This window comes from Cetobacterium somerae, assembly GCF_022430525.1.
Lineage (GTDB): Bacteria > Fusobacteriota > Fusobacteriia > Fusobacteriales > Fusobacteriaceae > Cetobacterium_A.
Window position 1 is genome coordinate 133,736 of record NZ_CP092519.1, and the last position, 25,056, is coordinate 158,791.

General features: G+C 29.0%; 16 protein-coding genes. 4 read left to right on the forward strand and 12 right to left on the reverse strand.

The genetic code is table 11. From position 1 onward, the window contains the following. Positions 1–85 precede the first annotated feature (85 nt). Complete coding sequence (locus MKD34_RS00610) at positions 86–5,776, forward strand: hypothetical protein (RefSeq protein WP_240219219.1); 5,691 nt, start codon at positions 86–88, stop codon at positions 5,774–5,776. Positions 5,777–5,841: 65 nt separating this feature from the next. Here the strand turns inward: MKD34_RS00610 and MKD34_RS00615 are convergent, their stop codons facing one another. After that, the gene (locus MKD34_RS00615; RefSeq protein WP_240219220.1) at positions 5,842–6,087 is read right to left on the reverse strand and encodes a GlsB/YeaQ/YmgE family stress response membrane protein; all 246 of its coding nucleotides are present in this window, start codon (positions 6,085–6,087) and stop codon (positions 5,842–5,844) included. 172 nt (positions 6,088–6,259) lie between these two features. Between MKD34_RS00615 and MKD34_RS00620 the strand changes: the two genes are divergently transcribed. Both MKD34_RS00620 and MKD34_RS00625 read left to right on the forward strand, forming a co-directional pair. Continuing rightward, entirely contained in the window at positions 6,260–7,102 is an 843-nt protein-coding gene (locus tag MKD34_RS00620) for a hypothetical protein (RefSeq protein ID WP_240219221.1), read from the forward strand. 57 nt (positions 7,103–7,159) lie between these two features. Then, positions 7,160–7,975, forward strand: coding sequence for an apurinic/apyrimidinic endonuclease family protein (locus MKD34_RS00625; RefSeq protein ID WP_240219222.1), 816 nt, complete (start codon positions 7,160–7,162; stop codon positions 7,973–7,975). A gap of 35 nt (positions 7,976–8,010) precedes the next feature. Here the strand turns inward: MKD34_RS00625 and MKD34_RS00630 are convergent, their stop codons facing one another. The 4 genes from MKD34_RS00630 to MKD34_RS00645 form a co-directional block, all read right to left on the reverse strand. Then, a complete protein-coding gene (locus MKD34_RS00630) occupies positions 8,011–9,564 on the reverse strand; it encodes a bifunctional aspartate transaminase/aspartate 4-decarboxylase (protein WP_240219223.1) in 1,554 nt (517 codons plus the stop codon). Positions 9,565–9,578: 14 nt separating this feature from the next. After that, positions 9,579–11,294, reverse strand: coding sequence for an aspartate-alanine antiporter (gene aspT / locus MKD34_RS00635; protein WP_240219224.1), 1,716 nt, complete (start codon positions 11,292–11,294; stop codon positions 9,579–9,581). A 146-nt stretch (positions 11,295–11,440) separates the two neighbouring features. After that, positions 11,441–14,101: a formate dehydrogenase subunit alpha gene (fdhF, locus tag MKD34_RS00640; protein ID WP_240219225.1), complete on the reverse strand. Its 2,661-nt coding sequence runs from the start codon at positions 14,099–14,101 to the stop codon at positions 11,441–11,443. 14 nt (positions 14,102–14,115) lie between these two features. Next, complete coding sequence (locus MKD34_RS00645) at positions 14,116–14,367, reverse strand: GlsB/YeaQ/YmgE family stress response membrane protein (RefSeq protein WP_240219226.1); 252 nt, start codon at positions 14,365–14,367, stop codon at positions 14,116–14,118. A 155-nt stretch (positions 14,368–14,522) separates the two neighbouring features. Between MKD34_RS00645 and MKD34_RS00650 the strand changes: the two genes are divergently transcribed. Further along, positions 14,523–15,284, forward strand: a complete 762-nt coding sequence (locus tag MKD34_RS00650; RefSeq protein ID WP_240219227.1) for an autotransporter domain-containing protein — start codon at positions 14,523–14,525, stop codon at positions 15,282–15,284. Between the two features lie 18 nt (positions 15,285–15,302). Here MKD34_RS00650 and MKD34_RS00655 read toward each other — a convergent pair whose 3' ends face one another. The 7 genes from MKD34_RS00655 to MKD34_RS00685 form a co-directional block, all read right to left on the reverse strand. Further along, on the reverse strand, positions 15,303–16,721 hold the full coding sequence (locus MKD34_RS00655; RefSeq protein WP_240219228.1) for a GGDEF domain-containing protein: 1,419 nt from the start codon (positions 16,719–16,721) through the stop codon (positions 15,303–15,305). Further along, positions 16,718–19,492, reverse strand: coding sequence for an EAL domain-containing protein (locus MKD34_RS00660; RefSeq protein ID WP_240219229.1), 2,775 nt, complete (start codon positions 19,490–19,492; stop codon positions 16,718–16,720). The genes MKD34_RS00655 and MKD34_RS00660 overlap by 4 nt, the downstream gene beginning before the upstream one ends. Next, entirely contained in the window at positions 19,489–21,198 is a 1,710-nt protein-coding gene (locus tag MKD34_RS00665; RefSeq protein ID WP_240219230.1) for a GGDEF domain-containing protein, read from the reverse strand. The genes MKD34_RS00660 and MKD34_RS00665 overlap by 4 nt, the downstream gene beginning before the upstream one ends. 107 nt (positions 21,199–21,305) lie before the next feature. Further along, entirely contained in the window at positions 21,306–21,650 is a 345-nt protein-coding gene (locus MKD34_RS00670) for a hypothetical protein (protein ID WP_240219231.1), read from the reverse strand. Between the two features lie 57 nt (positions 21,651–21,707). Beyond that, positions 21,708–23,303 carry a HAMP domain-containing sensor histidine kinase gene (locus tag MKD34_RS00675; RefSeq protein ID WP_240219232.1) on the reverse strand — a complete coding sequence of 532 codons (1,596 nt, stop codon included), beginning with the start codon at positions 23,301–23,303 and terminating at the stop codon, positions 21,708–21,710. 1 nt (position 23,304) lies between these two features. After that, the gene (locus tag MKD34_RS00680; protein ID WP_240219233.1) at positions 23,305–23,952 is read right to left on the reverse strand and encodes a response regulator transcription factor; all 648 of its coding nucleotides are present in this window, start codon (positions 23,950–23,952) and stop codon (positions 23,305–23,307) included. A 351-nt stretch (positions 23,953–24,303) separates the two neighbouring features. Continuing rightward, positions 24,304–24,867, reverse strand: coding sequence for a 6-carboxytetrahydropterin synthase (locus tag MKD34_RS00685; RefSeq protein WP_240219234.1), 564 nt, complete (start codon positions 24,865–24,867; stop codon positions 24,304–24,306). Positions 24,868–25,056: the final 189 nt, after the last annotated feature.

Genomic DNA, 25,056 nt, shown 5'->3' on the forward strand with positions numbered 1-25,056 from the left:
GAGTGCAAATTCTCCTAGTTTTTTATTTTATTATTACCATTCAAAAATGTTATAATAAAGACATAAAATTGTGAAGGAGGAGAGAGTGAGAAAGCTACTATTTTTACTAAAAATTTTAATAACTTTAATAGTCTTACTAGAGACTCTCTATGGTAGGGAGATTAACCCACTAAAGACCTTTACATATGATATTGTAATTTCAAACTATGAAAATAGTTCGAAAAGAGATATTCAGATAGTGAATGATTTAACAAAAATTAGAGGGCAGTTAGCCAATAGTGGTGAAGGTTTTTTAGATGTTGAAGGAGAGGCGTTTACTTCTTGGGAGATATATAAAAATGGTGAAAAAATTAGTACAGGAGATAAAGATCTTTTAGATGATAAGATTGTAGAGTTGCTTCCAGAAGAGAGTATAAAATATGAGATTGTAGTTACACCAAATCCAAGACTTTTATCTCAAGAGATAAAAAATATAGTTACAATTTATGAGGATAATCAACTTTTAGAAAAAAGAACATATAAAGGGGAAGTTTTAGGTTCAAAACCTAGAGTAAAAAGAGAGGTAGATTTAAAAACTTACTCTCCTGGAGACTACATAAAGTATAAAGTAGTAGTTGAACCTGATGGGCCAGGATATTTGAATAACTTCAAATTAGATGAGAGTATAGATAAAATTTTAGTACCTACTTTAAATGGAAAAAAAGAGCTATTACTTTCAAATATAGAGGTTAAAAGTAATAGAGAAAATGTTCAAAATGAGATGGATATCCCTTTTGGAGAAAGTTTAATCTATGAGATTAAAGGTAAAATAAATGAGAATATTTTAGGTAATATTGAATATAAAGGTTTAGTTACTAAAAGTGAGCCGTATAAATTAGATGTAAAGTTTTTAAATAGTGAAAAGTACTCTCCTGGAAAAGAGTACACATATGAGATAGAGATAAAAAATAGTGGAAAAGGAAATAGTAGTAATATTCCTTTAGAGTTTTTAGTGGATAAAAGTGAAGTGGTAAACTGGAAGGGCGAGATTATTAAAGCTTTTCCTAAAAATGAGACTAGTTTAAAAGATATAATTGCTTTGGGAAAGGGCAAAAAGATTATAAAAAAATATAGTGTATATGTAGATGATTTTAGTGTTAGTGATATAGAATCAAAATTATTGATTGATAGTCATACGGTCAATAATAAAATTTCATCACATAGTTCAGATCCTAAGATAACTTACCAAGTAGAGAGCTATTTAGATAAAAGTGGAAATAAAAAACTAAAGGGATATACATCAGAAGGTTATATAGAATATCTATTTAAAGTTGAAAATATAGGTCTTGGAATTTTAAATAACTATAGATTTAATAGTAATATAGATTATTTAAAAACAAAATCTATAAATGGAAAAGAGATTTTAGCTTTTTCATCTAGTGATAAAAAAATATCTCGAGAAAAGGGTTTAATAGTAGATGAAACTTCAGAAGGAGAGGATGTTTTAAATATATTACCAGGAGGTTTTATAGAGTACAAAGTAAGAGGAAAAATATCTAAAGAAGCAGTGGGAAATATTATTAAGCATAGTACTATTGCAAAGATGGAAAAAAGTGATGTAGTTCATAGTTTAAAAGTTTCAAAAGAGAGTTATAAAGCTGGTGAAGAGATTAGTTATACTATCACATTGAAAAATAAAGGTTATGGAACTGCATATGAACAAAAATACAAATTAAATGTAGATGAAGCATTAGTTTCAGCTTCTGGAGTTGAAAACAAAAAAGTAAATGCCTTTAAGAATGACTTACCAATTGAGAAGACTCCAGTTATATATCCAGGACAGGAGATAAAATATAGCTTTAAAGGAATCACTAAAAATAGTATTTTTGATAGTATACATATGAAGTCTATTTATGGTGAAGATATAAAAGAGAGTGAAGTTAAGTCACTGCCTGGAAAGCTAGAGTTTTCAAGTAGTTTAAAGAGTGTAAATGGAAAAATAGTAACTAGTGGAGTGAAATATAAACCAGGTGATATGGTAACTTATGAGGCTACTTTAAAAAACATAGGAGAGGGATTTTTAGATAATCTAAGTGTTGAAAGTAATCTTGATGAGATAAAAGCTTTAGTAGCTGGATCAGATGTTAAAGAGAAAGTTTTAGAGGGAATAAATATAAGTGTAAAAAGCAGTGACCCAAGAACAGTAATAACATCTAAGATGGGAGATACAGGAAGTTACATAAAAAAGAATGTAGATTTTGCTCCTAAAAGTAGTATAACTTTTGAGATAACAGGGATAGTTTCAGACAAAGCTATTGGAACCTTAAGTGGAATGAATTTTGTTGTCAATGGAATGGGTAAAACTACCGATGAACTAGGAAGTGTTGGAGGTTCTATAAGTGGAGAAAAGACTCTTTTAGAACCTGAAAATGGTATATATAAACCAGGAGATAAACTTAAATACATGCTTACTATCAAAAATAAAGGTGATGGATATGGTCGTTCTATTCCTATAGAGGACATACTTTCTGAAGTTACAACTGAGAAAGAGGGGAAGCGTTATGGAAGAGCTTTCTCCAATTGGAAGGTAACGTATTTAGGGGCTAAGGATGAATCGAGTAGATTTAAAAAGCATACATATTTAAAAAATGAGATATCAGGAAGAGAGGATTTAAATACAAAGGTTGATATAGGGCCTGGAGTAACTATAGAGTTTTTAGTTGAAGCTGATATAGATAGTAGTGCTATTGGAGTTATTGAAAGTAAAGCTAAAATAGCTGGTGGAACAAATGATGATCAAACAATCTATTTAAAACCACTATCTGAGTATTCAGAAGATGAGAAGGTGGAGCAGGGAGTTAGAGTTCGTTTAAGTTCTACAAAGAGTGAGATAAAGCTTGGAGAGGTTGTAGGATTTACTGTTAATGTGGAAAATTTAGATAAAGAGAGTTACGAAAATCTAAGTTTAAAAAATACCACTCCAAAAGGTTTTAGATATTTAGATGAGGAGTTTCAAAAATTTAGTTTAAAACCAGGAGAAAAATATAGTAAAACTTTCTATATGAAAGCAACTGTTGGAGCTAATATGGGAAAAAATATTTTCCAAAGTTATGTAGCCAATAGAAATAGTAAGATATCAAATATAGGTGAAACAAGTGTTGATGTAAAGGGAGATTCTCTTTTAAATACAGCTACTATAATAGGTAAAGTAATAGATGAGGCAACAGATAAGGGAATACCTTATGCAGTTGTTTATACTCCAAGTGGAGTTGTGGTTCAAGCTGACGAGTTTGGTAGATTCCATCTTCCAGATCAGTGGGTAGATAAAGCTTTTGGTGAAAATTTTACAGTAAAACTTGATGAAAGTAGTTTGCCCAAGGGAAGTGTAATAAAAAGTGAAAACCCTCTTGTAAAAAGAATAACTCCATACTCTTTAACAAAATTTAACTTTATAGTTCAAAAAGGTATAGAGGAAGAGGAGAAGACAGAGGAAAAAGAATCTGAGAAAAAATATACATATATGGGAACAGGATTAGTGGATGCGTATATAGGAAAAGATAGCGATAAACCGAGGGCTACATATTTTGGTAAGGGTAGCTATGGAGACTATAAGTTAACACTACATTTTGATACTAAGGATAAAAAAAATCAGACACTTTTAGAAAGAGTTACAGATGATGACTATGTTTATTATCCAACGTATGGAGATGACTCTAAAATTAGAAAAGAGGTAAATACAAATGGAAAACTTTATCTAAAGTTAGAGCATAAAAAATCATACCTAATGTGGGGTAACTATGAAACTGGTTTTGTAGGAACAAAGTTTATGGATTATAACAAAGAGTTATATGGATTTAAAGGTGAGTACAAAGAGGAGGATATAAATGTAAAAGTCTTTATGAGTACTCCAAATACTATGTATGGTCATGATGAGTTTTTAGGAACTGGTGGAAGTTTATACTTTCTAAAAAATGGTGAAGTACTAAAAGGTAGCCAAAAAGTTTGGATAAAAATTGTTGATGCAGATACCTATGTTGTTGAAAAAGTAATCTACTTACAAGAGGGAAGAGATTATGAGATTGATCCTTTTATAGGAAGAGTTATACTTACAACACCTTTAAGTGGTGGAAGCTCAGCAGATTATTATGCATATTTAGTAGTTGATTATAGTTATCTTCCTAAAGATGGAGAGGTTGTAGATTCATCAAATTACGGTGTAAAAACTGTAAAAGATATAAATGAAAATCTAAGTGTAGGAGTAACTGCTGTCCATGAAAGTCGTGGGAAAACAGACTACGATTTAAAGGGTGTAGAGGTTAAGTTAAAAGATGAAAAAGGAAACTATATAAAAGGTGAGTTTAGTACTAGTTCTGGAGTTTCAAATATAAGTAACTATTTGTCTTTTGATGGAGGATTAACTTTCCAAGAGGTAGATAGAGATGATAGTAAAATATCTGGAAATGCCTACAGAATTACAGGAGCTTTAAAACTTTTAGAAGAGGCTGAATTGAAAGCTTGGTACGAAAGAAAAGAGCGTGGATACTCTTTTGCTTCAGATTTAGACGATAGATTTTTAGAAACTTTTGGAAGTGAATTAAAATATAGTCACTCTGAAAATCTAAAAAGCTATTTAAAATTTCAATATGTAGATCAGATGAAGTGGGGAGAGAAAAGAGAAACAGGGACAGTAACTAGTGCTAAGCTGGAGTATATTTTAAATGAAAGTACAAAACTATATAGTGAGATAAAAGCTGGACTTAGTAATGCACTGTCTTTAGGAGCTGAAAAAAGAATAAACGATAGATTAAAAGTTAATGGTAGAACCTCTTTTGGAGATTCAGGAAACTATTTTGAGCTTGGAGGAGATTATCAACTTTTCGATAACTATAATATCTATTCAGGGTATAGTTCAGATGGAGAGATATCTAGAGATAGATATACTGTTGGTCAAAGAGCTAGAGTTGGAGAGAGAACTAGTATCTACCAAGAGAATCAGTTTGTAAAAGAGAGAGGTAAAAATGCTACTCTTCAAGGGTATGGTATAGATTACGATTTGAGAAGAGGAGTAACTTTAGGTGGATCGATTCAACATGGTGAGTTAATTTTACCAAATGATGAGAGAAGTCGTAGAAGAGGAGGTTCCCTATATTTAAGAGCTGAATTAGAGAGTTTAACTTTAAGAAACAGAGTTGAATATAGAGAAGACAAAGGTTCAGAAGATATAGAGCAGTATTTAACAACGAACTCTTTTACATATAGATATAACAAAGAGTATACTTTTGCAGGGAAAGTCAATTATTCATTTACAGATGATAGTTTTAAAACTAGTTATTTAGAGAGTAGTATGGGACTTGCTTATAGACCTATAGACAATGATAGGTTAAACTATTTATCGAGATATACAGTGATATTGGATAAGGATAGTAAAACTAATAAGGATTTTAGTGCTCACATAGGGGAGTTTGAAACAATCTACTCCTTTACAAGATCCCTTGATATATCTATGAAAAATGGGTATAGACGTGAGAAAAATAAGTATTTAAATGATCTTTATATGTTAGGGTTTAAGGCTAATTATAGTGTAATGAATAGTTGGGAAGTTTTTGGACAGTATCAGTGGTTAGTAGACCGTGCTAATGAGGACGTTCTAAGTGGAGCTATCTTTGGAGTTTATAAAAATATAGATAGAAACATGAAGCTAGGAGGGGGATATAACTTCTCTGGATTCAAGGACTCTTTGGGAGAACAGGACTATAAAACTACAGGATGGTTTTTAAATATAATTGGGACTATGTAGATTAATAATCTTAAATTAAAAAAAGAGAGATTTCGGGGAAGGGGCCGAAATCTCTCTTCTTTTGTTTATCTGAATTTATTGAAAAGCCATAAAACTACAATGGCTCCAAAAGCTGCAGTAAAGATACTACCAATATTTAATCCATGAACAGAACCAATACCGATAATACTACCTAAAAATCCTCCAACGAAGGCTCCAACGATACCAAGTATCATAGTGGCAATTATTCCGCCACCTTGATCACCAGGCATGATGAACTTAGCTAGAGCACCAGCTAAAATACCAAGGATGATCCATGTTAAAATTCCCATTTTACAACCTCCTATTTAAATAATTTTATTTTCTAACCATTTATTCTGAGATACTTTAGAATTTCTTTTTTTTATTTTAAAAAATAAATAACCATTGAGAAAGGGTAATTGTGATACAATAAAAAGGGTTTAAATGGGTTTAAAATGAAAAGTAGAAATTAAGGGAGAATGCATGAAAAGAACAACGGGATTATTATTTTTGCTACCACAACTGGTTTTAGCGCAGGAGTATTGGAATGGAATTCCATATCCTATGAATCGTTGGGGTATATCGGGATTAGGAGTAACTCAAACAGAGGCTGGGAAAATAAGCAACATTGATATAAACATAAAAAAAATTCCCATTGGAAACAATGAGGTAGATTTGGAAATTGTAAATCCAGATTCTATAGAAGTAAAAGCTAAAGTTAAAGGAATTAAGGTTGATTACTTTGTATTGCCATTTTTGTCTGTCTATGGAATTTATGGACAATTAGAAGCGAATGTAGATATGAGAGCTGGAAATCCTAAAATAGGAATACCAGGAACAGGAAATAATTTTATAGATGGAATAATAGGTGGCTACGAAGATAAAATAAACAACCATTTAGAAAAAATAAAATTAAACGGGAAGTTTAAAACAGAGGGAGATATTTATGGTATAGGAGGTATTTTAGCTGGAGAATATAGAAATATTTTTGGAATGGTTCAGTATACTTATAGTGAGATTCATATGAAAGATGGATTGGCTAAGAAAAAAGCTGAAATGGCCAATGCTAGATTAGGTTATAGCTTTAAACCAAAAGATACATTTATAACTAATATAACACCATATTTTGGAGGAGCTTATCAGCTTATGGGAACACAAGTTAAGGCTGGAATTGGAGATTTAAATGCAACTATAGATTTAGAATTAGATGAAATATCTCCAGCAGCAGGGGTATTTATTCAGCTGAGAAATAATATAACTCTAATGGTAGAAACTACATGGGGAACTAGAGATTCCATTGCCATAGATTTAGGATATAGATTTTAATAGAAAAAAGATTTAATAGCAAGCCCTAGTATAAAACTGTCAAAGGATGGTGATAAAATGCTAGGGCTTGTTTGTATGTTAGATGGAAAAGGCATGAAAAAGGGTGTTAATGCACTTAAAAATTTTAACTTGGAAAAAGTTAAAGAAGCGGCACTATTTAATTTAGATTACACTTTAGAGTGTATAAAGTTTTGCTTAAAAAATAACTATATCTATAGAGTTTCATCATCTGTAATACCATATCCTGATCTCTGGAATTGGAGAGAGGACAGAGATATTTTAGAAAAACTAAAACTCATAAAAGAGTATAGTTCTAAAATAAGGCTCATAATTCATCCAGATCAATTTGTAGTTTTAAATAGTGATAGTGAAAAAGTTATAGAAAACTCTTTGAAAATATTAGAAAGCCAAGTACAGTTTGCAAAACTTGCAGGGATAAGTGATTTAGTTCTTCATATAGGAAAAAAAGATGGGATAGAAAAGTTTATAGAAACATATAAAAAATTAGATAGTTATACAAAGAGCATATTAGTTTTAGAAAACTGTCATTATTATAAAGCAAATGAAGTGTTAGAACTATGTGAAAAAATAGATGTACCAATGGTTTTAGATGTACACCATGCTAGAGTCACAAAGGATGAGAACTACGATTTAGAAAAAATAAAAAAAACATGGATAGATAAAAAGCCTTTAGCTCATATATCTAGTGGAAAAGACTTGGTAGATGATAAATCTCATAGTGATTATATCTCAGAGGAGGATATAAAAAAATATATCTGGCTTTTTAAAGAGTTTGATGTGGAGATAGAAGCTAAGAAAAAAGAGAAGGCATTGAAAAAAGCTGCAGATACAATAGGTATCTACAGCTTATAATATAGGGAGACTAGAGTATACTCTAGTCTTTTTTACTATTTAGAACTTTCATACTGAGTATGGAACTCTTTTAATATCTGCTTAGTCTTTTTACCAATAGCTTCATATTGATACTCTTTTAAGTTTGCTAGAGAAACTCTTAAAGTTGGATGTGTATCTCCAAATCCTTTTCCAGGAAGTAACACAACACCAGTTTCCTTAGCTAAAGCAAATAGGAAATCATTTATTTTATTGTTATCTTTAAACCACTGTGCAAACTTTTCATCGAAAAGTTCAAGGGCTATATCTGCTACATTTATAAGAGTATAGTAGCTTACAACATTTTCGTCATCTTCAAAATGAGCTCCTAAAGATGAGTAAAGAAGTTTACATCTATTTCTAATAAGAGCCTTACAAGAGTTCTTATAGTATGAGTTTAAATCAACTAAAGAGTTTAAAGCAAATAAGGCCATCTGTAGTTGTTGAGGAGTAGATATACCTGCAGTATGATTTAATCCCACAGCTCTACTATCAGCAACAATTCTATCAATAAATGACAGTGTTTTAGGAGTTGGTGTTATTATAGTATATCTATTATTTACATCATCATCAGCTGTTTTTAAAAGCTCATCAAAAATACTATCGTGAGAGATAGAGATGGTACCTAGTCTCCATCCTGTAGCTCCGAAATATTTAGAGAATGAGTAAACTAAAAGTGTATTTTTAGGAATTACTCCAAAACATGAAACAAAGTTGTCGCTAAATGTTCCGTATACATCATCAGTTATAATCATTAAATCAGGTCTATCCTCATCAACTAATTTTTTTAAGTTTAAAAGAGTTTCAGTACTTAATTTTGTTGATGGTGGATTACTTGGATTAACAAGACATAGTAGTTTTATACTAGGGTCTTTAAGTTTTTCAAGCTCAGATGCAGGCAGTTGCCAATCAGATTTTGGATCAAGTTGTAATTCAACAATATCTAAGTCATATTCAGATAATTTAGGAATTTCTAAATATGGTGTAAATATAGGTGTAACAATAGCTATTTTATCTTTTGGTTTAATAAGTTTATTTGTAGCTAAAGAGTTAAAAATATAAAACATTGCAGCAGTTCCACCCTCAGTTGCAAAAACATCAAAATCACAATCTAATTTATTTTGACACATCTCTTTAGTTAGATATTTTTTTACAATAATCTCTGTGTTTACTAGCATTTTGGGTGGAGTAGGATAGTGACTTCCTAAGTAAGCTTCAACAAACTCCATTAAAACTTCATCTATATTTAAACCAATTTGATCCTCTATATATGATAAATATGTTAAAATTCCATTTGCTTCAGCAGAACATTGCTCTTTTCTTAAAAATATTAAAAATCTAGTATAGATTCCCTCCTTTTTAGGAAATCCACCAATATGATTGTGAAGATATGAGTATGAAACTTCAGATTCTTCAATGGCAAACTTTCCAATTAAGTTAAAAACTCTACGAGGAAGAGTAGCTAAAAAGTTTGGGTTTCCTCTACCTGCATTTAAAACTTCACCTTTAAAAGCCTCGTCAGCTAGTTTAATAAGTTGATCTTTTAGCTCAAATGGGCTTAACTCTTTCATAATAATACCTCCAATTAATTTTTAGTTATAATACCAACAATAACAGGTCCCCACATAGTTAAAAATACATTTGCCACAGCATATCCAACTGAGAAGGGTAGTACTGGAGTTGAATTTTGAGTTTTTCTAAGAACTTCAGCATAAGCTGGGTTAGCACTTCTACCTCCAGCTATAATTGCCACTGAATCAACTGGATTTTTAATTTTTAAGATAAAGTAGTCAAATAGGAATGTAATAACCTGTGGAACCATAGTTACAAAAACACCAAGCCAGAATAGTGTCATACCATATTGTTCAATGGTAACGAGAGCACTTTTACCAGCATTTAAACCAACAATTACAACGAAAACAACTAGTCCAAAAACTTTAAGGAAAGAAACTGTACCAGTGTCTATTCCTCCAACTTTTGGATATCTACTTTTCAACCATCCAAAAATAAGACCTGAGAAAAGACATCCTCCACCAGTTCCTAGAGATATAGGAATACCGGCAACAGGTAGAGTAATTTCTCCAATAATGATACCTAAAATCATACCAATTGAGAAAGTTATATAATCAACAACATTTTTACTAGGAGTAGCATAACCTAAAAGTTTAAAAGAACTATCTATATTTTGCTTTCTACCAGTTAAAATAACTTCATCTCCAAGTTCAAATTTAAAGTCAGGTTTTAAAGGAAGCTCCTCATTTTCTCTATAAACTTGAGCTACAATAAAACCAAGAGTAGCAGCAGGTGGTAAAAGAGTTTTTATCTCTTCAATTGTTTTTCCAGCAAATTTTTTATAGTGGAAAATAATGGATTTTTTATATTCAGTTGTAGTAGTTGAAAACTTAGTACAATCAAAAATCTCAGTTCCTAAAACACCATCTAAACTAAGAAGTGCTTTTGTTTTCCCACCGATTACAACCCAGTCATTTTCTTGAAAAATGTAGTTATCATAGTTATCTACTTTTATAGATGAACCATTTTGAGAAACATCTAAAAGAAAAATTTTTTCTTTAAAATCTTCCTCTAACTCTCTAGCTGTTTTTCCAACATATTTAGAGTCTTTAGTTATCTCATAAATTCTCGAAGAAACTTTTTCAAGAGCCAAAAACTCGTTTTCACCTAAAACAATTCCTTTAGATTGAGATTTTTCAAGTTCAATAGCCGACTTTCTAAGATCCCATTTCATAATAAGAGGAAGGATAGTTCCAACCATAAGAACAGGTCCTAAAGTACCAAAAATATATGTAACAGAGTAACCTACAGCAACATTTGTTTGAAGTTGCTTAGTTAATTCAGGACTTAATCCCAAGTTTCCAATAGAGTTCCCTGCAGTACCAATAATAGCTGATTGAGTTAAACCACCAGCCGCTAGTCCAGCCGCTAGCCCTCTATCTAAATCAAAATAGTACGCACAAATAAGAACACATAAAAGTCCAACAACAGTCATGAAAAATGATGAAATTACAAATTTCATAGAAGCTTTATTATTTAAAGCTCCGAAAAATTTAGGTCCACCTTCATAACCACAAGCATAGATAAATAAAGCAAAGAAAGCTGTTTTTAAAATACCTGGAACATTAAAACCAAGTTGTCCAATAATAACAGCAACGATTAAACTACCGGCAATTCCACCGAGTTGAAACTTTCCAATTTTAATTTTTCCTAAAGCATAACCAATACCTATGGATAGGAAAAGTGCAATTAAAACATTAGAGCGAATATAATCTGCAAAAATGTCCATATATGATACCTCCTTAAAAAGAATTTTTAATTAAGTCAATCTGGCTCAAGTATACTAAATAAAAAGAACGATTCCTTCAAATTTTTTCAAAAAAATAGAAAAGAGATCAAAGCCTGGTCAGAAACCTTAATCTCTTTTCTTTTATTTTAAATTAATTTAACAGGGCAAATTTTATATTCTGGAGTTTTAGAGATAGGCTCTAAAAACTCGCTAGCAGTAAGTTCATTAACCAATGCACTTGAGAAATGGAATGGTACAAAAACTACACCATCTTTAACTCCATCACGCTCTTTTATTTTTAAAGTAATCTCTCCACGACGAGATTTTATAGTTATAACATCACCATCTTTTTTAGAAATTTTCTCTAAAAGATTGGAGTTCATCTCAGCGTAAGGTTCAGGACACTTTTCATTTAATCCCTCAACTCTACCACTCATAGATCTAGTATGATATTGATAAAGAACCCTTCCTGTTGAAAGATAGTAAGGATACTCATCGTTTATAACCTCTATAGAATTAACTAATTCTACAGGGATAAGTGAAAACTTTTTCTTTAAATTTGAAAGATCCTGGTATAAAAATTCAGTTCCTTTTCCATCAATAAGAGGCCATTGAACACCCTCCTCTTCTAAAATAGAATAATTAAATCCATTATAAAGAGGTGTAACTTCACAAAGTTCATTAAAGATAGTTTCAGGAGTTCGATTTACTTGTTTATATCCCATTCTATCCATAAGTTCTAAAATTATATCTAAGTCCATTTTAACCTCACCTGGAGGTGTAACAACTTGTCTAACTCTTTGAATTCTTCTACCAGTATTAGTAAAAGTTCCAACTTTTTCAGCAAAACATGTAGCTGGTAAAACAATATCAGCCATTGCCGCTGTCTCTGTTAAAAATATATCTTGAACAACAAAGAGATCTAAGTTTTTAAGAGCACTTCTAACATGTTTTAAGTTAGGGTCAGTCATAAGTGGATTTTCACCCATGACATATAAAAACTTCATCTCATTTTTAGCTATTTTATCTATCATCTCTACAACAGTTACTCCAGCAAAAGGTGAAAGATGTTCTACATTCCAGAACTTTTCCATCTTTTCTTTAGATTTTGGATCATCAACTTTTTGATATCCTGAATATATCTCTGGGAATGCTCCCATATCACAAGCTCCTTGAGCATTGTTTTGTCCTCTTAAAGGATTTACTCCACCTCTTTCTTTTCCAACGTTACCACAGATTAAAGCTAGATTTGAAAGAGCTGTTACATTATCAGAACCGTTTATGTGTTGAGTATTTCCCATTCCCAAATATGTTGTAGCCACATCACTAGAATATATTCGAGCAGCTTTAACAATATCCTCTTTTAAAACTCCACAAATCTTCTCAGCATACTCAGGAGTGTAGTCTTTTACACTCTCTTTAAGTGCTTCAAAACCTTCAGTATTGTCATCTATATACTCTTTGTTATAAAGATTTTCTGAAATAATAACATTGACCATAGCGTTAATTAAAGCTATATCAGTTCCAGGATTTATCTTTAAAAATACATCTGCAATTTCAGAAAGATCAATATCTCTAATATCTATAATTATAAGTTTAGCACCATTTTGTACAGAGTGCTTAACCTTAGCTCCTAAAACAGGGTGAGTTTCTCTTAAATTTTCACCACTAATTAAAACAACTTTAGATTCAAAACCTTCATGAACACTGTTAGACATAGCTCCATAACCTAAAGTTTTTCCTAGAGCTGCAGAGGATGAACTATGACAAAGTCTTGAACAGTGATCTATGTTATTAGTTTTCATAACTCCTCTAAAGAATTTCTGGAATAGGTAGTTCTCTTCATTTGTACATTTTCCAGATGAGAAAGCTCCAATAGCTTCACCACCATATCTATTTTTAGTTTCTTCTAACTTTTTAGCTATTAAAGAAAGTGCTTCATCCCAAGTAGCCTTTCTAAAAACACCATTCTCTTTAATAAGAGGATGAGTTAAACGATCAGGATGATTTACATATGAAAATCCAAATTTTCCTTTTACACAAAGTAAACCAACATTTGGTTTAACTAAGATAGGATGAGATTCAACTATAACATTATCTTTAACTTCAAAGTTAATTTGGCATCCTACACCGCAGTAACCACAAGTTGTTTTAACTGTTTTAGTCTCCCAGTGTCTAAACTGATGTTTATACTTTGGAAGAAGTCCTGCAGTTGGGCAAAAGCTTACGCAGTTTCCACAAGAAACGCAAGTTGAACTATTGATATTGTCCGCTTTATTAGCCCAAGTATGAATTTTTCCATCTGTAGTTTTAAGTTTTAAAGCGTGGTTACATTGAAGATTTCTACAAATTTGAGCACACTTTCCACACCCAATACATTTATTGGGATCTATTATAAAAAATGGATTTGAATCATCTATTGGAAGTAGATTTAAACTATTAGGAATAGTTTTATCAACTCCATATTTATAGCAATATTCTTGAAGTTTACACTGCCCAGATTTTTGGCAAACAAGACAGTTAACATGATGATTATCTATATATTTTTGAAGTAGTTTCTTTCGATTGTCAATAACTTCAGGGGCTTTGGTATCTATAACCATACCTTCAGTAGGGAGAGTTTTACAACTCTTTGTAACAGTTCCATCAATTGAAACAGCACACATTCCACAAATCCCAAGTTTTTCTTCAGATCGGTTATCTCTACAGAAAGTTGGAATCTCTAATTCTAGAGATTGTAAAGTCTCTAAAAGAGATAGTTTTTCATTAACTGAATAATTTTTCCCATCAATAGTTATATTTACCATGTAACCCCCTTATTTTATCTTCCTCTAAATTTTATAAATAGGAACAGAACAACAAAAGCACCAATTACAGATAAAAAGATACTTCCAAGGTTAAGACCACTAACAGATCCTATTCCAAGAAGACTACCTATAAATCCACCTACTAAAGCTCCTACAATTCCAAGAACTGTAGTTGCAATAAGCCCAGCTGTATATACCTCTGGCATCATAAGTCTAGCTAATGCTCCAGATAAAAGTCCTAAAATAATCCATGAAAATAATCCCATAGAACAAACCTCCCATAAATACGTTTTCGTCATTATTATATTCGTGAAAAATTAAAAATTTCTTTTTAAAAAAATTTAGAATAGATAAAAAATCAAAAGGTAAAATAAAAAGCTTTTAGTATAAATAAAAAAAGAATTAAGAAGGGGGATAAGTGGTGAAGAGTTTTTTTCTATGTTTTATCTTAATTTTTCAACTTTTAAGTGGTTTTGAAAAAAATGAAAATAAAATATTTATTGGAAAAAGATATCCACTAAACCTAAAACTAGATTCAGGCTGGACTATGAGTTATATAAAGATGGATAGTAATTTAAAAAGTAATTTTAAGACTCCTAAAATGAAGACAGATCCTAAAGTAAATATAGCTTATTTAAAATATAGTGAGGATCTCATAGGTTTTAACTGTGAAAATTTAGATGATTCTTTAAATTCAAATCTGAAAAACCATTTTTTTGGTGGAATGGGAAAAGTTTCTAAAAAGATAAACATAGATTCAATATATTTTGAACCCATGGGAAAAATACAGTCTATGGCTGTATTTCAAAGAAGTATCAACGAAAATTATGGGAATTATAATGTAAGTTTAGATAATTTAAATGGGGTTTTAAATACATTGTATTTAGGAATGGGAGTTGGAAAACAATATTTTCAAGAGAGTAATATTGTTGACGTTTCTATGAATGCAGGAGTAAAACAAGAGCTAAATAGGATAGATGAAGAAGTTAAATATAAGGCAAGAGTTTTAGAACAAGAGGAAGATAGTAATTTAAAAGATAAAAATAGTTTCTCCCAAGAGTTAGGTCTTAACGGAGCCATTGGAAATCCAACTACAGGAGTTTCTTTTTATACAGGATATAAATATTTCTTTTCAGAAAATGAATCATGGAAAGTAACAGCTGGAGTTAGTTATATATTTTAAAAAAGTAGCCTTCTAAATTTAGAAGGCTACTACTTTATCTCTACCAGTTTTCTTAGCAGTATACAGATTTTTGTCAGCTTTAGAAACTGCTGAATAAAAAGATGATTTATCTTTAATATTAGTGTATATAACTCCAAAAGATGCAGTTATTTTATAATTATCAACAATATTTAAATTTCTAATTAAATTTTGAAGAGTATTAACTTTATCTAAAAGTGTTTCTTTATCAGTATCTTTAAAAATAATTAAAAACTCCTCTCCACCCCATCTGAAAGCATCAGCACTTCCAATAGAAACTAGCTTTATACAGTTACTAACAGCTTTAAGAACGTGGTCACCTTTATCATGTCCAAAAGTATCGTTTATATTTTTAAAATGATCAATATCAAGTAAAACAACACCACAATTATTAATAGGAAAAACCATCTCCTCTTGTAAAAAGTATCTATTATAAAGGGATGTTAATGGTTCTCTTAAAAGCAGTTCACTTTTAATTTTATTTATCATTTTTAAAGAGTGTAACTCTTTTTTTAGTTTATCTTTTTTATTTATATAAAAGACTAAAAAGAAAATAAAGAATATTAAGAAAATCTCTTTTGCTTTAATAAGTTGAAACATATTTTCCTTTTCAACTAAGATTTTATAATTTGTTTTTTCCAATGGAAAAACATAAAAATTATTAATATCAGTTACAGAGTTAATTTCAGTTCCATTTGTTGAGTAAACAGTTTTGTAATCTCCATCAATAATAGAAACATCTAGGTCTAAAGTGTTTTTTAACATAATTGTATTTTTAGCAAAAAAGTTACTATTAAAATCAAAATACCAAAGAGCTTTTAACCTTTGAGAGTTATTAAAATAATCATATTCTGGAAAAATAATAGTAAACATCTCTTTGTTGTAGATTTTGTCAGTGTAAAGATTATAAAGAGAAAACTCAGTATTATCTCTAGAGATACTTCTTTTATTTTTAAAACTATTTGAAATTAGTGAACCATTTTTTAATGTATCTACCCAAACCTTGGAAAAATTATTAGAATAAACAATCTGCCTTTTGTTAGCAAAAGACTCAACACTATTATAAACAATAAAAAGAAGAGAGTTATCAAATTTAGAATTCAAATTCTCCTTAGCTTCTTTTAAATTATAAAAATTAAAATGATCAGGATATGAAGTTATATTTTTAAAATAAACTCCATTTCCCTCTATATTAAAGTATGTTATATTGTCATCAATAGTATAATTAACAAAAGGCAAACTTTTTTTAGTGACATATAGAAAATCAATCTCATTTTTTAATATCTGTATATCCTTATTAAAACGAATGTTAAAATTATCAACAGAGGAGTTTATATCACTAAAAAGATTATTTTTATTGATAAAAGTAGAGATAAAGAATAAAACAATCAATAAAGGATAAATCAGTTTAAAAATCATAGATTTCTTACCTCCATAGTAAATTCTTCTTTAGAAATAGGTTTACTAAAGTAATAACCTTGAACATAATCAACATTAAGAAATTCTAAAAATTCTAATTGTTCTTTTGTTTCAACTCCTTCAGATACAATTTTAAAATTCAGATCTTTTATTAGTGATGTTAAATTTTTATATACAATCATTCCTTTTTCTTGATTAATTTCAAGAGAATCAAGAAGTGATTTATCAAATTTAACTATATCTATTGGTAAAAGTGGTAAAAGACCAGCAGTTGAGTGTCCAGCAGTAAAATCATCTAAAGAAATTTGGATACCTAGAGCTTTTAGTGCTTTTAATTTACTTATTAAATCTTTCATATCTAAAACAAAGATAGATTCAGTTATTTCAATCTCAATATATTTTCCAGGAACTTTAAAATAACTAAGTAAACCAGAGATAATAGTAATTAAATCATTCCGTTTAAAAGTTTTCATAGATATATTAAATGATATTCTAAAGTTATTTAAAGATATACCACTCTCAAGAAGTTCTTTGACAAAAACAATAGACTCTTTAGCAATTTTGTAGTCAACTTTATGTATAAAATTATATTTTTCAGCTATAGGTATAAATTCGAAGGGGCCTATTGGTCCAAGTTCTAATGAACTATATCTAGCAAGAGATTCAGCTCCAATAATTTTATTGGTTTTAATACAATATTTAGGTTGAAATAAAGCATAGACTCCTTTAATATCCTCCTTTAATAAAGAAAGTAGTGAAGATTCTCGATCCATTTTTTTTATGAACTTATCATCGGCAATTTTAAAGAATTTACTTTTTTCCTTTTTAGTTTCAAGCATAGCTAAGTCTGAGTATCTGAAGCTAGTGGCTAAAGTCATACTTGATGATTTATGACTTATACCTAGATTAAAAGTAATATTATATTTTAAAAGTGTTGGACAGAACTCTTTATACTTTTTTAACTTTTCAATAATTTGCTCTTGATTTTCAAAAGAGAAACCATAGAACTCATCTCCAGATATTCTAAAAATATATGAATCTATAAAGCTATTTTTTAGGAAAGTAGCAAACTCCTTTAAAATAACATCTCCAAACTCGTGACCTAAAGAGTCATTTATATTTTTAAAATTATTTAAATCAATAACAAAAGTTGAACCAATAAGAGAGTTTTCTTCATGACAAAATTTATCAAAAATAAATCTATTTGGTAAGTTTGTTAAAGAATCTTTTAGTAGATTTTTTTTATTTAAACGCTCTTTATACAAGTAGATTGAAATAGCAAAAATTATAAAAATAAAAAGTATGGAAAAAAGTACAAGAATATCACGAACCTCTTTATTTTTTAAATATATATTTTTATTTTCTAAATCTCTTTCAAGTTCAGATAAATTAGCTAAGTTTTTTAAATCGATTGAATGATGAAAAGCTTTATTTATAATATCTCTTAAAATTACATTTTCCTTATTAAACATTAAGTTAACAGGGATAGTTTCAAAAGGTATGATATTATATTTGTTAGAATCAAAATCCTCTTTATTTGTAACAAGAAGATTTCCAATTTCACCACTATTTAATGCTTTAACCATAGCTTCTAAATCATCAAAAATAGTAATATTACTATCTACGTCATATCTTCTAGCAAGATGCTCTTCTACATTATTTCTTAAAACTCCAATAGTTCCACTTGATGATGGACTGTTATCTAAATTAATAACATACATCTTAATGTCATATATTTTTTTAGAAAATATAAAATCTTTACTACGTTCTTGAGTTTTAGAAAGAATCATTGTATCAAACTCATGATTTTTAAGATTATCAGTAGTTTTATAACTATCATCAGTAATATCAATAAAATCTATATTAAGATTATTTTTTAAAACCTTAAAAATATTAGGAGCTATACCTTGATATTTTCCACTTAGTTGTGATTTATATGAAACAAGAGAGTCAGTTCTATTTTCATAAGCTACTTTAATGGGAGAAAGATTTTCAAGATATCTTTTTTCATCTTCCGTTAAAGAGGTATAAAAATTATTATAAGATATAGAACTTTCTAAATTATGAAGTTCTTTCAAAAAAATATCTCTATAACCTGATTTAAGGGCACTATTAACAAATGGAAGAAGTTTCACATATTTATGAGAAAGAGCTATAGTTACCCCAGAAGAATTTCCGATTTTAATTCCATAATTAGGTTTATAGAGTACTGGATTTGTTGTTAATAAAAGTTTACTTTTATAATTATACAAGTTTTCAACAGGTATAAAATAGCTGTGAAGATCATTATTATCTAAAACTGCATTGAGAATATTTACATATGACTCCATATAAGGAGTATAAATAATTTTATCATTTAAATCTTCTAAAGAGTTTATAGGTGTATTTTGAGAGATTACAAAAAGTTTTTCTGAAAAAATACTATCACTAAAATCAAGGAAATCATCAAAAAATTGATTTTTAGGAATTAGTGCAACTCCATCAATAGAGCCAGCTTCAACTTCACTCTCTAAATTTTTATAAGAAATAGTTTTAAAAACTACATTTAATTGCATATAATCTTTTAAAAACTTTTTAGCAGTATCATTTAAAGAGGGAGTATTAGGGTAACTTAAATTATAAAAAGGTTCATTTATTAGACCAATAATAATCTCTTCTTTTTGTAATTTACTAAACTCCTCTTTCTCTTTAGTTGTAGAAGGTGTATAAACTTCACTAAAAGCAAAGTTAAAAAGCACAAAAAAAACAAGGGCAAACAATCGATAAATCATTTAACATCTCCTTCATCTATATCTTGATATATAATCATGTTTTTCCCAGAGCCTTTAGCTTTATAAAGTCTTTTATCACACTCAGCATATGTGTTTTTCGTAGCCTTGGAAAAACCGCCACTTATAGTAACAGTAATTGGGTGTTTCCAATGGATGTTTTCTACACTTTTTCTAATGTATTCACAACTTTCCATAGCAAAATTTTCGTTAAAGTGTGTAAATAAAATAGTAAACTCTTCCCCACCAACTCTATATATTGAAATCTCTTTATTTTCAATGGTTTTAAGAATTTTACCAATAGTTGATAACACTTCATCCCCGAATTCATGTCCATAAGTATCATTTATTTTTTTAAAATTATCTATATCAAAAAGCAACATAGAGTATTCATCATTAGCTTTTAAATTCTCTAGGTCCTCTTTGAAAGCAAGTCTATTTCCAATTGTTGTTAAAGTATCAATTTTAGATTTTTTATCAAGGTATACCATACGTTTATATACAGCACCTAAAATTAAAACCATAGCAACAATTAAAAGAGTTATATTTTTATAAAGCTTTTCGTTTTCTTTAGCAAAACGTTCATGCTCTAAATTTTCAATAAGATACATACTAAAAACCTTATTATTAGCAATGTTAATTCTATTTAAATATTGATCATAATCCTTAGTGAGCTTAGTATACTCTTCAAAGTTATTGGCTTCATAGTAATATTTAAACAGAAGTTTAAATGCAATTTTTAAAAATGTAATATCTCCGTAATAATTAGAAGTTTTTATAAAAGTTTTAAGAGCATCTGGCGAAAATTTACTAGGCTCATATTTTAAATAATAGTTTTCCATAGTTAATAAACGAAGATTTTCTAAATCAGTAAAAAAAACTTTTTCAAGGTTATCAAGTAAAGGATTAGCAGTATTTAAACACTTTAAAGCTTCCTCTTTATTATCAGAAATTATATATAATCTAGCTTCAAGTAGATTTTTTAAAATTAATACATTTATTTTAAAATTTCCACATTCATTTTCCAATAGAGGTGTGATTTTATTTAAATATTTAAATCCCTCTTTTGTATTATTTAAAAAACCAAAATTTTCAGCTAAATATAGATACAAGGAGATAGTAGTTCTTGAAATATCAAGAAAGTTTTTATTTTCAATATCAATATCTTTTAGTATTTTTATAGAGATTTCATGACCACCTAAACTATTAAAAATAGAGCTTAAAGCTATTTTAGCCCGAACAATATCAGGTTCAGAATTTAACTCTTCAGCTAAGCTTAGGTATTCCATAGTTAATTTTATAGAGTTTACAATATTTCCAGAAGTAGCATCTAAAACTCTAAGTTTATTTAAAATAAATAACTCAGCCTTAGGAGAAAGGTTTCCGCTACTTAGAACTTGTTTTAAAATGTAAGCTCCAACATTTTCTTTAGAACGTAAATTTAAAAGTACTCTATTGTTTTCAGCAATCTCTTCATAACGAGAGTTATATTCACTTTTTGGAATCTGCTGAAACTTATCCCAAACCTCTTTTTGTAAGGGAGTTAAATTATTTATATTAATAGAATCGTTACTAATTGTAATATTTTTTAGAAAAAATGACTCTTTTTCCTTTAATCTATTTTCTTTAATAATGATAAAAAATATAAAGGAGAAAGTTAGCAAAACAATTGATAATATAACAAGATTATTGTAAGATTTATTTTTCATAATAAGTTTTAACTCTCCTCAAAAATAAAATAGTCGATTAGATTAGTATAGCATATTATATGTAAATAAAAAACCCTCTAAATGCATTAGAGGGTTATAAAAAAATGTTATTTTTTAAAGTATTGAGAGAAAAGGATTTTGTCCTCTCCAACTGTACTATCGTGCTTTATAACGATATAAATATCATCAATTGAATTATCTGTTCCTAAGTTTTTTAGAATCTCTTGAGCAACTCTATCAAAGTTCATTTTTGGAGTTGTAAGACCTTCGATTTCAACTTCAATATTCATGCTATTATTAACAATTGTAACATCATAGTCAGCTTTTTTTATAACCGAAGCCATTCTAACTTTTAATTGATCCTCAATACGATCCTCTAAAATGTCAGTAGGTGAGTCCTTTGCAAAAGATAATGCTGAAACTAAAATCATTAAAAGTAGTAATTTTTTCATAAATAATCTCCTTCGTCAATATATTTTATATTTTATATTAACCTGAGAATATCCCTTTTATATCTCTTTTTTTAAAATTATAAAAAATCTTACACCGAAGTCACAGTTTTCTACTCCATACTTAAAATTGTGAGCATCTAAAATCTCAGATGAGATATAAAGACCTAGACCTCTTCCTTCACTATTTGATGAGAAGAATTTATTCCAAACCTTTTCTATATTTTCTTTAGGAATGTGAGGGCCATCATTTTCTAAGAATAAAAGAACTTCATCATTTTTTTCCTCTGTATAGATTTTAATTTTATACTTAGAGTATTCTAAAGCATTTTTTAAAATATTAAGTATAACTTGCTCAAGCTTTTCTCTATCACCAAATACTGTCACATCTTCTAAATGAGAAGTATCAATATCTATGGTTTTACAATCACTTTCAAAAATCTTTAGGGATAGCTCTATTAAAGAGGTTAAACTAAAGGATTTTTTTTCTAAAATCAATTTGTTTTCAGAGCAACGATTCTCTTCTAAAAGAGTGTTAGCCATTTTTAAAATTCTTTTACTTTCACTATTTATAATTGCAATTTCCTCAGTGTGCTCATCTTCTAAAAGTAGATCACTAAAACCAATAATAGCTGAAAGAGGAGTTTTAACTTCATGCATAAAAAGTTTTATACTTTCCTCTAACTTTATTTGAGCTTCCTTGTTTCTAGAGATTTTTCCTTTATAAAGTTCAATTATGTTTTCAAGTTTTTCACTCATTTTAAATATATCTTTATATAGAGTTCCTATTTCATCTTTACTTTTATAATCAATCTCTTTTATAAAATTAAGATTAGCTATTTTTTCACTAACTTTTGAAAGATTAACAATGGGTTTAACCATAATTTTTTCTAGAATAATACCAATTAGTACTGTTAAAAAGATAATTAAAATAGCTTTTAGATAGAAATAGAGTCTTAAAGATGGAAATATATCCTTGATATTTTCAAAGGAATAGAAAATAACAACTTTGTATCCATCACGATTTAATGTTATAAGTTGAAATTCATCATCACCATCTACATCTTTATATTTTGCTTTTTGAGGTTTTAAAACATCGATAGCCAGTAGAGATTCTAAAAAATCATCCCCTAAGCTAGATTGAGTATATGGGGTATTAACCTTTTCAACTCTACCTTTAATATCATAGATATCTTTAGAACGATAGCTAAACTTATAATCTTTAAAAACATCGTTATTTTTTATTAAAGTTGTAGGAAGATAGTAGTTATCTAAAACTTTAATAGCAGTTATTTCAACTAAATCTTTATTTTCAATTTTTAGAATAGTGTTAGAGTAAAGATTGTCTAAAAAAGCATCGAGTAATACAAAAACTTCTCCATCTTTAGTTTCTACTTTTATATAATAAAAATTTTCAATATTTACAATTTTATCATCTCTATAAATCATAACTAAAGCGTTTTGACTTTTTTCATAATCTTTGAGTTTATCATAATCAATTTTACCACTATTGATAAAATCTATTTTTTCAAGTTGTAGGACTTTACTATATCTAAAGTATTTTTCAAAATAGATATTTCCTAAAAAACCCTCTAAAAATAGAAAAACTAGTAGAACTAAAGATAAAATCAAAATTAGTTTATTTCGTAATTTCATATTAAACCTCAAACTTATAGCCAAGAGCTTTAACTGTTTTAATAAATCTGCTAGATTCACCTAAACGATCACGAAGTTTTGCTATGTGTTTATCTACAACTCTATCATTTCCATAAAAATCATAACCCCAAATAGCATCTAAAATCTGTTCTCTAGTTTTAATAGAACCTTTATTTTCCTCTAGATAAAATAGAAGTTCACGCTCTTTAGTTGGAAGGTGTAACTCTTCACCATTAATAAAAACTCCTCTACTAGATTTAGAAAGAGTTAGATCATCATAGTGTACTGGCTTTGATGCTTTTTGCTCAAATCTTTTTACCATAGAAATAAGTAGTGGTTTTGAAAAAGGTTTAGTTAAATATCCATCAGCACCGTTTTCATAGGCAAGAACTTGACTACGTTCATCTGAAAGAGCTGTTATAAAAACAACAGGAACTTCAGAGAAGCTTCTAAGTTCCTTTATAAACTCTAGTCCATTCATTTTAGGCATCATTATGTCTAAAAGAATAAGAGAGTATTTTGTTTCTCCACTTACCTTTTCAAGAGCAATCTCTCCATTTTCAGCTTCATCTATAGAAAGTCCCTCTTTCTCTAAAATTTTCCTCGTGAGTTTTCGTAAACTCTCAGTATCCTCAACTATTAATATCATTTTTTTTCTTCAACTCCCGAAGTTTCAAGTACTTTACACTTGTATAAAGAGTGCGAAGACTCTAAATTCAACTTTTTTAATATTTTATAAATATAATTTTAAACTATTAGTATACTTATTAATAGTTCTAAATTCCTTAATTCTAATATTTGACTAAGCTCTATTTTTCTCATTTTCTACATAAGCAGTATTAAGATATAAAGTTGCTTTCATTGAAAAAGTATATCATATTTTTTAGAATTCTGCACCTTTTTAGAGTGGAATAGGGGAGAAAAAAAGAACTAGGTAACGGGGGAGGTTACCTAGTTCAAACATAAAATGAGATCAATTTGGAATTTTAAAGATTAGTAATTATTTTTTGTATCCACACTTAGGACAAGCATGGTTTTCATCTAATGAAATCCCGCAAAGAGGACAACGTTCGATGTTATTTTTTGTATTGTACTCTGCAGATGCAGCGTTTACACCACTAGTAAAAGTGATTTTAGCAATATTTAATTTATCTTTTAATAAGTCATAAACTATTTTAATCATACCTTCAACTGTTAGAGTTTCCTTTGTAACAACTAAACGTGAATCAGGGTATGCAGTTGCAAGTTCAGTTTTAAATGCCTCACCCTTCATTGTATTTTGAGGTGTACCATCTTTAATACCTGTTTCTTCATAAACATTAAGAATAGCAGGAAGAAGTGGATCATCTTCTCTTAGGATAAGTGCGTGGTCAAAGTTTTTAAGAACATCCCAAGCTGTCTTTTGAATTTCGTTACAAGGATAAACCATATTAACTCCTTCGTTAATAGAATCTTCAACTTCAATAGTTAAAAGACCAGTGTGCCCGTGTAAATATTGTGCCTCTCCTTTAAACTGATAGAATCTGTGTGCATATTGTAAATCAAATGTAGTAATACTTCTCATAGTAATACCTCCCTTTTAAATTTTTTAAACTAATAATAGTAATCATTACTATTGTTAGTTGTGAATGTATTATTACATATAAAAATATTTTTGTCAAACATAATTTTTGAAGATTTTAAAAATAAAGTTGGAAAAAAACTCAAAAATAGATTAAAATTATAGGAAAATAGTAATAAAAACAGTAACTAT